The following is a 12,614-nucleotide window of genomic DNA, read 5'->3' as shown; positions in this document are numbered from 1 at the left end:
AACCCATTCATATAAGAGGAGACCCCATGAACATCGACTACAGCCAGAAGATTCCGAACAACGTCAATCTGGCCGGGGACCGCACGCTGCAACGCGCGCTGGAACACTGGCAGCCGGCGTTCCTCGACTGGTGGCAGGACATGGGTCCCGATGGCTCCCACGGCTACGATGTCTACCTGCGCACGGCCGTATCGGTCGATCCTTCCGGCTGGGCGCATTTCGATCACGTGAAGATGCCCGACTATCGCTGGGGCATCTTCCTCCAACCGGCCGATGCCGAGCGCCGCATCCACTTTGGCGAGCACAAGGGCGAAGCGGCCTGGCAGGAAGTACCCGGCGAACATCGTGCCAACCTGCGCCGCATCATCGTCACGCAGGGCGACACCGAGCCGGCCTCGGTGGAGCAGCAGCGTCACCTGGGCCTGACAGCGCCATCGCTGTACGACTTGCGCAACCTGTTCCAGGTGAACGTGGAGGAAGGCCGCCACCTTTGGGCGATGGTCTACCTGCTGCACCGGCACTTCGGCCGCGATGGCCGCGAGGAAGCCGAAGCGCTGCTGGGCCGACGCTCCGGCGACGAGGACAACCCGCGCATCCTGGGGGCCTTCAACGAGCGCACGCCGGACTGGCTGGCCTTCTTCATGTTCACGTATTTCACGGACCGCGACGGCAAGTTCCAGCTTTGCGCGCTGGCCGAATCGGGTTTCGATCCGCTGGCCCGCACCACCCGCTTCATGCTGACAGAGGAAGCGCATCACATGTTCGTGGGCGAGTCCGGGGTGTCACGCGTGATCCAGCGCACCTGCGAGGTGATGCGCGAGCGCGATATCCGCGATCCCGCCGATGTGCGCGCGGCTGGCGTGATCGATCTGGAAACCATTCAGCGCTACCTGAACTTCCACTACAGCGTGACCATCGACCTGTTCGGCGCTGACCAGTCGTCGAACGCGGCCACCTTCTATAGTGCCGGCCTAAAGGGCCGCTTCGAGGAAGGCAAGCGCGCCGACGACCACGTGCTCAAGAGCGATGTCTACCGCATTCTCGAAGTCAAGGATGGCCGGCTCGGCGAACGCGAGGTGCCGATGCTGAACGCGCTGAACGAGGTGCTGCGCGACGACTACATCAAGGATTCGATGGGCGGCGTGGCGCGCTGGAACAAGGTGATCGAGAAAGCCGGCATCGACTTCCGCCTGACCGTGCCGCACAAGGCATTCAACCGCAAGATCGGTACGCTGGCCAACCTGCACGTGTCGCCCGCTGGCGAGGTCATTAGCGAGGCCGAATGGAACGCGAACGAAGACAAGTGGCTGGCCACGGAAGCAGACCGCCGCTTCGTGGCGTCACTGATGGGCCGCGTGGTAGCCCCGGGCAAGTTTGCCAACTGGATCGCACCGCCGGCCATCGGCATCAACCGGCAACCCGTGGATTTCGAATACGTGCGCTTCAACTGACTCCGATCCAACCCGACACGAACTTCGACTCACCATGGGCGCCGCCGACCTCATCAAGCAACACCTGATCGATCCGGAAATCTGCATTCGCTGCAACACGTGCGAAGACACCTGCCCGATCGACGCCATCACGCACGACGACCGCAACTACGTGGTCAAGGCCGATGTCTGCAACGCGTGCGGTGCCTGCCTCTCGCCCTGCCCCACGGGCGCCATTGATAACTGGCGCACGGTGCATAAGGCCGATGCCTATCCCATCGACGCGCAGTTGCTGTGGGATGAGCTGCCCGCAGAGGTGCCGCCCGAAGTTTCTGCTACCGCTATCGCCATCGATGCCGCACCCGATGGTCCTGGGGCAGTGGACACCCCCGTTCAGCAGGTGGAAACCAGCCGCCACACCTCGGCCCGCGCGCCGTGGTCGGCCGCGCACCCCTATGTCAATCTCCACGGCCTGCGCACGCCTGCCACCGCGACGGTGGCAGGCAACTACCGGCTGACCGAGGCCGATGCATCGAGCGACATCCATCACATCGTGCTCGACTTCGGCAGTCAGTTCTTTCCGATCCTGGAGGGTCAGGCCATCGGCATCGTGCCGCCTGGTGTGGATGCGTCCGGCAAGCCGCACTACATCCGCATGTATTCGGTCGCCAGCCCGCGCGATGGCGAGCGCCCCGGCTACAACAACCTCGCCCTGACCGTGAAACGCGTGGATGTCGATCACGATGGCAATCCGGTGCGAGGCGTGGCGTCGAGCTTCCTTTGCGACCTGAACAAAGGCGACACGGTGCAGGTGGTCGGGCCGTTCGGCAGCACGTTCCTGATGCCGAACCATCGCGAGGCCAGCATCATGATGATCTGCACCGGCACGGGTTCTGCACCGATGCGCGCGATGACCGAGCGCATGCGTCGCAACATGGAGCATTTCGCCGGCCGGCGGCTGCTGTTCTTCGGCGCGCGAAATCGCCGGGAGCTGCCGTACTTCGGCCCATTGCTGAAGCTGCCGAAGGACTTCCTCGATATCCACTTCGCATTCTCGCGCGACGCCGACGTACCCCGCCGCTACGTGCAGGACGCCATCCGCGAGGCGTCGGCCAGCGTGGCCGCCCTGCTGGCCGACCCGCATGGTCACATCTATATCTGCGGACTCAAAGGCATGGAGGAAGGCGTGCTGCAGGCATTCGCCGATGTCTGTGCGAGTGCGGGGCACGCGTGGTCCGATATCGAGACGGCGTTGCGCGCCGAGGGACGCCTCCACATCGAAACCTATTAAGGGTTGCCCCTAGCGCGCTCGCCCGGAAATCCGCCTTCCCTTCTGAAACCTGCTACCTATAATGTTTCTCAAGAAACAGGAGCAGAGCGATGCAATCGAGGCAGATTCCGGAGACCGAACCCGGCGGCAGCCCCGACCCCGGCGTGACGCTGACCAAGGCCGTCATGCGGGCGGCCGGCTTCCTGGGCATCAGCCAGGCTATCGTGGCCAGCGTGCTGGGCATCAGTACCGCATCGGTGTCTCGCATGGCCTCAGGCGGCTATGTACTCGATACGCATCGCAAGGAATGGGAATTCGGCGTCCTGTTTGTGCGCCTGTTTCGCTCGCTCGACGCCATCCTGGGCCATGATGAACAAGCCCGTCTCTGGCTCACCCATGACAACCTCGCCCTCGGCGGCAAGCCGCTCGAACTGATCCGTACCACCGAAGGTCTCGTCCGTGTCGTTCACTACCTGGACGCCACCCGTGGTCGCATCTGAGCGCAAGCCATTCGCGCTCACACTGTGGCGGGCTGTGGAAGCCCAGCATGTGGTCTCGACCATGCCCCTCGTCGACACACTGGAAGAACAGGCTGTCCTCGAAGCCGTGCTCGACGCCGGCAAACCGGCGATCCCTCCCGACGCCCGTCACCTGCACTACCTGATGTTCACCCCGTTCCGTTATCCACCCACGGCGTGGGGATCGCGCTTTCGCGGCGGCCCGGACCCCGGCGTGTTCTATGGCGCCCAGACCGTCCGCACGGCTTGCGCGGAACTGGGCTACTGGCGCTGGAGCTTCCTGATGGACTGCCCCGACCTGCCTCGCATCGACGCTCGTGCGCAGACGCTGTTCCAGGTAGGTGTGCGCACGGACGGCATTGCGTTGACCGCCCCTCCTTTCGACCAGGCGTCGGAAAGCTGGTTGGACCCGAACGATTACACCGCGTGCCAGGCACTGGCCCAATCGGCTCGGGATGCCCGCATCGGCCTGATCCTCTACACAGCCGTGCGCGATCCCGAGCCTGGCATCTGCGGCGCGGTGCTGACGCCCAAGGCATTCGACCCACCCCAACCGCTGGCCACCACCACATGGATGCTGACGGTCCGCCGCGACCGCGTGATCTGGCAGCGCGACGACCTGCAGCAGCGCGACAGCTTCGAGTTCGAAAGTTCTTATTGGCAGACCCTGCGGCACCGCACAAGCGAAATACCGCCCACCGCTTGAACGACGCCGAGCATCCGCACTCCAATGCTTTACGGACGCCGTGAAGCGCCCGGTCGAGCGTGATAAAGGGATCGGCAAAGTTTCTGTTGCAATGCGCCAACAGGTCACCTATAATCACCTCTTCGACGGACGCGGGGTGGAGCAGTCTGGCAGCTCGTCGGGCTCATAACCCGAAGGTCGCAGGTTCAAATCCTGCCCCCGCAACCAAGCATCGCAACCTGTCGAAATCAAACAAACCCGCCTTCCTTGGCGGGTTTTTTGTTTGGGTTTCTGCTTTGCATTTCGCTGCAGCGCCCCCGCCCCCTCCCTCTGCACAACCTCCCCGCAAATTCTTCATCCGTGTCCCGCGCATTCTTCAATCGACATGGCGCGCGCATCACAACTCATGGTGATTCGGGCGATAAGCCCGGCCGGAACGGGAATTGCAGACCCTCTAGCTCCTTCGCAACGAATTCCAAGGAGTCCGAGATGAAGATGCAAAAGACCATGGCAGTATTGGCAGCCTCAGCGTTGCTCGCTAGCGGCGCAGTTTTGGCACAGGGTTCTGGTGGTGGCGGCTCCGGTGGTGGGAGTGCAGGCACTGGTGTGAGCGGCGGTGCGCCGGGCACCAGTACCAACCCCGGCCCCACAGCCACCAAACCCGGCAATGCAACCGGCGCGTCCCCGCGCTCGGATGGGACGGCCACTGGGTCCACGTACGACTCGGGCCGCAACACAGATAGCACCCGCCGCAACAACACGACTGGCCGCACCACCACCGATCCGGGTGGCATGCATCCGCGAACCGCACCGGGGACTACGCCACCGGCCGTTGGCACGACCCCGGCCACGACTCCGGGCACGATGCCGGGCACCGGCACAACCGCGCCGGGTAGCGGACGCTAACTGCGTTTCACAGGGTTTTTCACTCATGGCGCCACAGGAGCGACCGGGCGGCGCGGTGTTACACTTGGCGCCATTCTTCCCGGACGCTCCTCCATGAAATTCTGCTCGAACTGTGGTCATGCGGTGGTCCTGCGCGTGCCTCAAGGTGACAATCGTCCGCGCAGCGTTTGCGACGGCTGCGGCACCATCCACTATGTGAATCCGCGCAACGTCGTTGGCACGATCCCTGTCTGGGAAGACAAGATCCTGATCTGCAAACGTGCCATCGAGCCGCGCTATGGGTTCTGGACACTACCTGCCGGTTTCATGGAAATCGGTGAGACCACGGCGCAAGCGGCAGCACGCGAGACACTGGAGGAAGCCGGTGCCCGCGTGCAGGTAGGCGAACTGTTCTCGATGCTCAACGTGCCGCACGTCCATCAGGTGCATCTGTTCTACCTCGCACAATTGCAGGACCTCGATATAGCCCCCGGCGAGGAAAGCCTCGAGGTCAAGCTCGTCGACGAGTCCGAGGTGCCATGGGACGAACTGGCCTTTCCCACCGTCATTCACACGCTGCGCAGCTTCTTCGCCGATCGTGCGTCGGGCAGGATTGCGGCAGGCGATTTCCGACTGCACACGATGGACATCGACAAGCCGATGCGTCCGCTGACCAGTCCCGCCACGGTCGCACCCTGACGGCTACCAGGCGCTTCGCACCCTCCCGCGCATGATCACCTGGCTTGACCCGCAGGATCCGTTTCCACCCGTCGAGCACGCGCTTGGCGAAACAAGTGACGCGCCCGGTCTTCTCGCAGCCAGCCGAGACCTCACACCCCAGCGGCTGTTGCTCGCCTACCGGCAGGGCATCTTCCCGTGGTACTCCGATGGTCAGCCGGTGCTGTGGTGGAGCACCGACCCCCGCATGGTCCTGGTCCCTGCGGCCCTCAAGATATCCCCCTCCCTGCGCAAAACGCTGCGACGGGTACTGCGCGACCCGGATTGGGAAATCCGCGTGGACGACAACTTCGTCGCAGTGATGCGGGCCTGCGCCATGACGCCGCGCGACGGACAGCTCGGCACGTGGATTACCGACGAGATCGTTTCCGCCTACAGTGCACTGCATCGGGGAAGCCGCGCACACTCCGTGGAAACCTGGTATCAGGGAGAGCGCGTTGGCGGGCTGTATGGCGTGGCCCTGGGCCGCATGTTCTACGGCGAGTCGATGTTCGCGCATCGCACGGACGCGTCGAAGATCGCGCTGGCGGCCCTGTGCGGTTTTCTCGCGAATCACGGCGTGGCCATGATCGACTGCCAGCAGGAGACCGACCATCTGGCCTCCCTTGGCGCCCAGCCAATTCCGCGTGGAGAATTTGTGGCCCATGTGCGGCAAGCGACTGCCGCGCCGGACATTCAACCCTGGCGCTTCGACAAAACGGCTCTGACCCACTGGACGGGTTCGCAGGCCAACGCCGCTCACGGCTGACTGCTACTGGCGCGGCAGCAGCGCCCCTTCCAGCCGGCCGATGCGGGAGTTGAGCTGCGAAGCGTTATCGGACAGGAACTCCAGCCGTCGATCCACCCGGTCCAGCCGGCGCTCGACCTTGTCGATCTGGCCCGACAACCGCTTGTCCATTTCATCGATCCTGCCGGTCAACCGCTTGTCCATTTCTTCGATTCTGCCGGCCAGCCGCTTGTCCAATTCGTCGATGGTGCCGGTCAGCCGCTTGTCCATCTCCTCGATCTTTGTTTCGAGTGGCGCAAGTTCGCTCCGGATGGCTTGCGGAAGCACACGCTGCACCTCGTCACGGACCACCTGCGGGACAATCCGCTCCACCTCCTCGCGGACAGCCTTCCCGACTTCGGCGCGAATGCTCTGCTGGATCATCCCCGTCTGCTGCTGCAGCATGCCAAACACGGCGGCGATCACTGTGATGCCGACCGCGACAACCGTTGCCATGTTGGCGTATCGGCTCCATCGTCCGCCGTCCCCCGCCAACCCGGCATTTCCTGCCGTGCCAGCGTCCGTTATCGCCAGGGGTCTCATGTTCTTCTCCATTCATGTGCCAGATGCCCCACATGGTAAGGAGTGATGGCGCGAAAGCGATATGGGACGACTCTCAAAATGCATGCCGCCTTCGTAACGCGCAAATGAGCCGCGCCGGACCCCGGCTCACCGTCCTCCATCGTGTCTGATAGACTGCCTATCACACCCTTGGAACAGCCCTGAGCCGGTGCTCGACCTCCGCCCCTAGACGTCATGAGCAAGCTAAAGGAACTACCGCTATCCGCGCTGCAGTTTTATGCGACGGCGCCCTACGCCTGCAGCTATCTCGATGGTCGCATGGCGCGCTCGCAGGTGGCCACGCCGGCCCACCTGATCAATGCCGACGTCTATTCACGGCTGGTACGCGCCGGCTTCCGCCGCAGTGGCATCTTCACGTATCGTCCTTATTGCGACGAATGCCGTGCCTGCACGCCCTGCCGTGTGGTGACAGACCAGTTCCGGCCCGATCGCAGCCAGCGCCGGGCCTGGCGCCAGCATCAGGGGCTGCAGGCGCTGGTGGCGCCGCTGACCTATGTCGAAGAACACTACGCGCTCTATCTGATGTACCAGTCGATGCGTCATGCCGGGGGCGGCATGGATCAGGACAGCCGCGACCAGTACGAGCAGTTCCTGCTGCAGAGCCGCGTCAACTCCCGGCTCGTGGAGTTCCGCGAGCCGCCTGGCTCGGCCGAGGCCGGCAAGCTGCGCATGGTCAGCATGATCGACGTGCTCGATGACGGCCTGTCTTCGGTCTACACGTTCTACGATCCGCTGATCGAGGGCGCCAGTTATGGGACGTACAACATCCTCTGGCAGATCGCCCAGACGCGCGAACTTGGACTGCCACACCTTTACCTGGGCTACTGGATCGCCGAAAGCCGCAAGATGGCCTACAAGGCGCGCTTCCAGCCGCTGCAGGTGCTGACGGGCAACCAGTGGCAGGCATTCGACGAAGCGTCGGCACCCGCCGCTCCACCGCCTGCGCCACGCCAGCCGGGTCCGGCACAGGAATGAGCCATCGCTGAGCGGCTACAATGCCGGCCTGATACCGACTTCACGCCGGCCGCCGGCCGCTCCTGCCCCGTGCTCAACGCGCTCTACCCCCTGTTTCGCCCCGCCCTGTTCTCGATGGATGCGGAGGACGCCCACCATTTCACGCTCAACAACCTGATGCGCGCCCGGCGCCTGGGGCTGGCCGGCTGCATCGGCAACAGCATTGCCAGCGATCCGCGCACCGTGATGGGCATCCGCTTTCCGAATCCTGTGGGCCTGGCAGCCGGACTCGACAAGGACGGCGCCTATATCGACGGCCTGGCCGCTTTCGGGTTCGGCTTTATCGAGGTGGGAACCGTGACGCCCCGCGCGCAGCCCGGCAACCCGCGTCCGCGCATGTTCCGGCTGCCGCAGGCGGATGCGCTGATCAACCGGATGGGTTTCAACAATGGCGGCGTGGATGCGTTCGTGCGTAACGTGCAGGCGTCGCGCTGGAAGGCCGAGGGTGGCGTGCTGGGACTGAACATCGGCAAGAACGCCGATACGCCAATCGAGCGCGCGGCGGACGACTACCTCTATTGCCTGGAACGCGTCTATCCGCACGCAAGCTACGTGACGGTCAACATCTCGTCGCCGAACACCACGAACCTGCGCCAGTTGCAGGGCGCCAGCGAACTGGACAGCCTGCTGTCCACGCTCAAGGCCGCGCAACAGCGGCTGGCCGACCAGCACAAGCGCTACGTGCCGGTCACGCTGAAGATCGCTCCCGATCTCGATGACGATCAGATCCGCAATATCGGCGATGCACTGGTGCGCCACCAGATTGATGGCGTGATCGCCACCAACACGACCATCTCACGCGATGCGGTCAAGGGCCTGCCCCATGCCGAGGAAGCAGGCGGGCTGTCGGGCCGCCCCGTATTCGATGCGTCGACGCGTGTGGTGCGAGAGCTGCGCAAAGTGATTGGCGATGCGCTACCGATCATCGGCGTGGGCGGCATCTTCGACGGTGCCGGCGCGCGTGCAAAGATCGATGCCGGTGCCGAGCTGGTGCAGGTGTACAGCGGCCTGATCTATCGCGGCCCCACGCTCGTGCGCGAGTGTGCCACCGCGCTCAGAGCGGCAACGTAAGGCGCGCTTCCAGGCCGCCTTCACTGCGATTGGCCAGCCGCAGGTCCGCGCGAATCGCCTGCGTCAGCCGTCGGGCAATGGCGAGCCCGAGCCCGCTGCCCTGTGCGCGCGCCGCCGTTTCCGGCGCGCGATACCAGGGCTGGAACACCGTTTCGAGTTGCGCGGGAGAGATCCCCGGGCCGGAATCCAGGACGCAAACCGTCAGCCGCTGCGCCTCCACGCGCACCGACATCTGCACATTGCAGCCATAGCGCAGTGCATTGTCGATCAGGTTGACGAGTATCCGTCGCAGCGCATGGGGGCACGTCAGCACGGGGCATCCGATGCGGCCCTCCAGCGGGATGGGAAGACCGGCGTCCCGATAGTTGACCAGCAGCGCATCGAGCAAATGATCGGCATCGACATGCCGCAATGACTGGGGCGCACTGCCCTGCATGCGGGCGCAGGCCAGGCTGGCCTCGGCTAGTTCGCGCATTTCGTCGAGATCGCGCTCGATGGCACCGCGCAGCACGGCATCGTCGATCAGTTCGCTGCGCAGCATCAACCGGGTCATCGGCGTGCGCAAGTCGTGGGCGTACGACGCCTGCACCGCCAGCAATTCCGATTCACGCTCCACGCATTGCTGCTTCGCCAGATTGATTGTCTGTACGAGCCGCCTGACGACGGCCGGCCCCTCCACTGGCAGGAACTGGCCCACATCGTCGGACGGTGGCGGATTCTCGATCCGCGAGGCGAGCGTACCCAGGGCCGCCTGCACCGCCAGCAGATGCGCCGCACAGAGCGCGGCAACGACGGCGAAGCCCATCACGCAGGCCAGCAACACGAAAATTGCTATCTCCGCCGCTGCGGTCACGCGTCCCATCACCCCATGCAGGCCGACCCACGCAGCAACCCCGAGCAGCATCACCAGGAGCGCCGACACACCGATGCGTACGCGATCGTAGCGCGCAAAAATATCGCCGCAGCGACGCAGGACGCCCTTGGCCGGCCCGGTCTCAGCCGCGGTCAGTGGCGCCGCAGGCGCGGCGATGCGGTGCGAAAGGGTCGGTTGCATGGTCATCACATTCTCCGTAAGCCGCCTCACAGAACGGCTGAACGGTATGACACCATGGTCGCAGTGCACGCACCATTGAACGTGAGTTCGCCCACCCTATACGTTCATTTACTGCACCCTATGCGAGGTGACGATATCGCCACCCCGGCTGTTTCGGGAAAATCAGCGCACCGCCACCGTCTTCGGCTCAAGGTATGAAACGAGCCCCGCCAGGCCGAACTCCCGGCCCACACCCGATTGACGGACCCCGCCGAACGGCGCCAGCACCTCCGGATCGATGCGATTGACCAGCACCGATCCGGTCTGCATCTGCGCCGCCACGCCCCGCGCACGCGCCACATCCGCCGAGTACACGTAGCCGAACAGGCCGTAGACCGAGTCGTTAGCAAGATCGACGGCCTCCTGTTCGGTCTCGTAGCCGATGATCGACAGGACCGGGCCGAAGATTTCCTCTCGGGCGATCTCCATATCGTTGTGGACGCCGGCGAATACCGTAGGCTTCACGAAGAAACCTTCGGGCAGACCTTCCGGACGGCCTTCGCCACCGGCCACCAGCACGGCGCCCTGCTCCAGGCCGCGACGGATGAAACGCTGCACGCGATCGAACTGTGCGCGACTGGCCAGCGGGCCGATCGTCGTGGCCGGGTCGCGCGGATCGCCCACCTGGAGCTTCCCGACGATCTCGCGCACCCGCTCCGTTACTTCGGCCATGCGCGCATGCGGCACCAGCAGCCGTGTGCCGGCCACGCAAGCCTGGCCGTTGTTCATGAACGCCCCGCCCACCGCCAACGGCAGCGCGTGGGCCAGGTCGGCGTCATCGAGCACGATGACCGCCGACTTGCCCGATAGCGCCAGCGTCACGCGCTTCATGGTCTCCACTGCGGCCCGCGCAATGACCTTGCCGGTCTGCGTGGAGCCGGTAAAGGAAATCCGCGCGACATGCGGGCTGGTACAGATCTCGTCACCCACATCGGCGCCACGGCCCAGCAGCACATTGAACACACCGGAAGGCAGGCCAGCCTCGTGCAGCGCTTCGCAAAGAACCTGGGTCTGGAGCGGGCTCAGTTCGCTCGGCTTGATCACCGTGGCGCAACCCGCCGCGAGCGCGGACGCCAGCTTGCTGCACACCGTGCCCGCCGTGCTGTTCCACGGTGCGATCAACGCCGAGACACCTACCGGTTCCATCGTCACCGTGGCCGTGCCCACCTCGTAGCTCAGCGGGTAATCCTCCAGCGCCTGCGCTGCACTGGCGAAACATTGCGACGCGTACTGGCTGACCCACTGGGCCCGCGCCACCGGCGCTCCGTACTCTTCGATGGTGACATCCCGGATCGCATCGGTGTAGCGCAACACCGCAGTCTGCAGACGCCGCAACATGTCGATGCGCTCGGCCTTGCCAGTCTGGCGCAGCAGCGCCTGGGCATCTCGCGCGGCGGCGATGGCGCGGCGTGCGTCGGCACGATTTGCCAGCGTCACCACGGCGAGCGGCGCACCGGTTGCCGGGTTGGCAATCTCCAGGGTTTCCGTGCCCTGCACGCGCACGAACTGGCCATCGATATAGGCGGTATTCAGGTTTCGCATGGTATTTCTCCAAATGCACGGCAACGTTGAATCGCGCTGCCATGAGGGCCACTGTAAGGCGCCGACGTATCGCATCCGTAGCTTGCGGTGGGCGTTGTGTGATCCGACGTATCGCGGCAAAGCCGTGATACACGCCGATACAAGCCCGCCCCTTCCCAGACACAAAGGCAATACACGGCCCCGTCTCAATGGAGCCCAGACCAAACCCCGCCTGGAGAAGCCCCATGAAGAAGATCCACACTGCCGCCATCGTTGCAGCAGGCGCCGCCACGTTGTGCGCCACGCTCTTCGCCGCGCACGCCATCGCCGCAGAGAAGTCGGCGGACAAGGCCGCAGCGAATCCGAATGCCTCGCCGATCTACGGCGTGACGATTCCCGAGGGCTATCGCAAGTGGGAACTGGTGGCACCGGCACTGGAACACGAGCCACTCAACGAACTCCGTACCGTGGTGGGCAACCAGATCGCCATCGACGCCTACAAGAGCGGCAAGCTGCCGTTCCCGGACGGCGCGGTACTGGTCAAGCTGGCGTGGAAATACACGCAGTCGCCCGACTTCGCCTCCGCGCTGGTTCCAGGCAAGGCCACCACCGTGCAGGTCATGGTCAAGGACTCGAAGAAGTACGCGGCATCGGGCGGTTGGGGCTACGGGCGCTTCATTGACGGCAAGCCGGCCGACCTGGCCCAGCATCAGACCTGCTTTGCCTGCCACAACGCGCTCGTGAAGGACCGGGACTATGTGTTTACCCGCCTTGCACCGTGACGCAATTTGTAGCAGGAGCCGCTTGCGGCAGGTGAGCCAAAACACGCCAAAATCGGCTTTTCGGCGCAATTTCTTGCGGTAGCCTCGTCCCCCGGAGGCGTTTTACGGCAGGATATGCCGCTATGCAGCACTAAAAGCGAGCCATCCCACCCCCGAAAATGGTATCCTCGCAGGCTTCGCGCCGTCGCATCCGATGCGGTCACGCGCGCGCCTGCACCTGCCGCCAGGCGCGCAGCGTCCTCCTTGGACCGCCGGGCCG

13 protein-coding genes and 1 tRNA gene are annotated in these 12,614 nt (G+C 64.5%); 11 read left to right on the top strand and 3 right to left on the bottom strand.

Translation table 11 applies throughout. The features are described from left to right. Window positions 1-26 precede the first annotated feature (26 nt). The 8 genes from boxB to aat all read left to right on the top strand — a co-directional run bounded on the left by boxB (window position 27) and on the right by aat (window position 6,274). Complete coding sequence (gene boxB, locus ABDB81_RS09120) at window positions 27-1,451, top strand: benzoyl-CoA 2,3-epoxidase subunit BoxB (protein WP_137924418.1); 1,425 nt, start codon at window positions 27-29, stop codon at window positions 1,449-1,451. Window positions 1,452-1,485: 34 nt separating this feature from the next. Then, complete coding sequence (boxA, locus tag ABDB81_RS09115) at window positions 1,486-2,721, top strand: benzoyl-CoA 2,3-epoxidase subunit BoxA (protein WP_346810650.1); 1,236 nt, start codon at window positions 1,486-1,488, stop codon at window positions 2,719-2,721. Window positions 2,722-2,810: 89 nt separating this feature from the next. Continuing rightward, a complete protein-coding gene (locus ABDB81_RS09110) occupies window positions 2,811-3,200 on the top strand; it encodes an MbcA/ParS/Xre antitoxin family protein (protein WP_137924416.1) in 390 nt (129 codons plus the stop codon). Beyond that, window positions 3,160-3,924 carry an RES family NAD+ phosphorylase gene (locus tag ABDB81_RS09105; RefSeq protein WP_346810648.1) on the top strand — a complete coding sequence of 255 codons (765 nt, stop codon included), beginning with the start codon at window positions 3,160-3,162 and terminating at the stop codon, window positions 3,922-3,924. Before ABDB81_RS09110 ends, ABDB81_RS09105 begins: the two co-directional genes overlap by 41 nt. 130 nt (window positions 3,925-4,054) lie before the next feature. Next, window positions 4,055-4,131 (top strand) — tRNA-Met (locus tag ABDB81_RS09100). A gap of 261 nt (window positions 4,132-4,392) precedes the next feature. Then, window positions 4,393-4,809, top strand: coding sequence for a hypothetical protein (locus ABDB81_RS09095; RefSeq protein ID WP_137924415.1), 417 nt, complete (start codon window positions 4,393-4,395; stop codon window positions 4,807-4,809). A 93-nt stretch (window positions 4,810-4,902) separates the two neighbouring features. Continuing rightward, a complete protein-coding gene (locus ABDB81_RS09090) occupies window positions 4,903-5,487 on the top strand; it encodes an NUDIX hydrolase (RefSeq protein ID WP_137924414.1) in 585 nt (194 codons plus the stop codon). Between the two features lie 31 nt (window positions 5,488-5,518). After that, complete coding sequence (gene aat, locus ABDB81_RS09085) at window positions 5,519-6,274, top strand: leucyl/phenylalanyl-tRNA--protein transferase (protein WP_346810646.1); 756 nt, start codon at window positions 5,519-5,521, stop codon at window positions 6,272-6,274. Between the two features lie 3 nt (window positions 6,275-6,277). Here the strand turns inward: aat and ABDB81_RS09080 are convergent, their stop codons facing one another. Then, window positions 6,278-6,847, bottom strand: coding sequence for a hypothetical protein (locus ABDB81_RS09080; RefSeq protein ID WP_346810644.1), 570 nt, complete (start codon window positions 6,845-6,847; stop codon window positions 6,278-6,280). A 201-nt stretch (window positions 6,848-7,048) separates the two neighbouring features. Here ABDB81_RS09080 and ABDB81_RS09075 point away from each other — a divergent pair, with 201 nt between their 5' ends. Further along, window positions 7,049-7,849 (top strand): arginyltransferase, encoded by an 801-nt coding sequence (locus ABDB81_RS09075; RefSeq protein WP_137924411.1) that lies wholly within the window; start codon window positions 7,049-7,051, stop codon window positions 7,847-7,849. Between the two features lie 69 nt (window positions 7,850-7,918). Continuing rightward, on the top strand, window positions 7,919-8,959 hold the full coding sequence (locus ABDB81_RS09070) for a quinone-dependent dihydroorotate dehydrogenase (RefSeq protein ID WP_346810642.1): 1,041 nt from the start codon (window positions 7,919-7,921) through the stop codon (window positions 8,957-8,959). Here the strand turns inward: ABDB81_RS09070 and ABDB81_RS09065 are convergent. Both ABDB81_RS09065 and ABDB81_RS09060 read right to left on the bottom strand, forming a co-directional pair. Further along, window positions 8,943-10,019 (bottom strand): ATP-binding protein, encoded by a 1,077-nt coding sequence (locus ABDB81_RS09065; RefSeq protein ID WP_346810641.1) that lies wholly within the window; start codon window positions 10,017-10,019, stop codon window positions 8,943-8,945. The two genes, ABDB81_RS09070 and ABDB81_RS09065, sit on opposite strands and share 17 nt — an antisense overlap. Window positions 10,020-10,175: 156 nt before the next feature. Beyond that, the gene (locus tag ABDB81_RS09060; RefSeq protein WP_346810639.1) at window positions 10,176-11,594 is read right to left on the bottom strand and encodes an aldehyde dehydrogenase family protein; all 1,419 of its coding nucleotides are present in this window, start codon (window positions 11,592-11,594) and stop codon (window positions 10,176-10,178) included. A gap of 224 nt (window positions 11,595-11,818) precedes the next feature. Here ABDB81_RS09060 and ABDB81_RS09055 point away from each other — a divergent pair, with 224 nt between their 5' ends. Further along, window positions 11,819-12,355 carry a cytochrome P460 family protein gene (locus ABDB81_RS09055; protein ID WP_137924408.1) on the top strand — a complete coding sequence of 179 codons (537 nt, stop codon included), beginning with the start codon at window positions 11,819-11,821 and terminating at the stop codon, window positions 12,353-12,355. Window positions 12,356-12,614: the final 259 nt, after the last annotated feature.

The organism is Cupriavidus sp. DL-D2, from assembly GCF_039710735.1.
In the GTDB taxonomy this organism is placed as follows: Bacteria; Pseudomonadota; Gammaproteobacteria; order Burkholderiales; family Burkholderiaceae; genus Cupriavidus.
The sequence above is the reverse complement of the archived record's forward strand: the minus strand, read 5'-3'. Positions and strand labels throughout refer to the sequence as shown.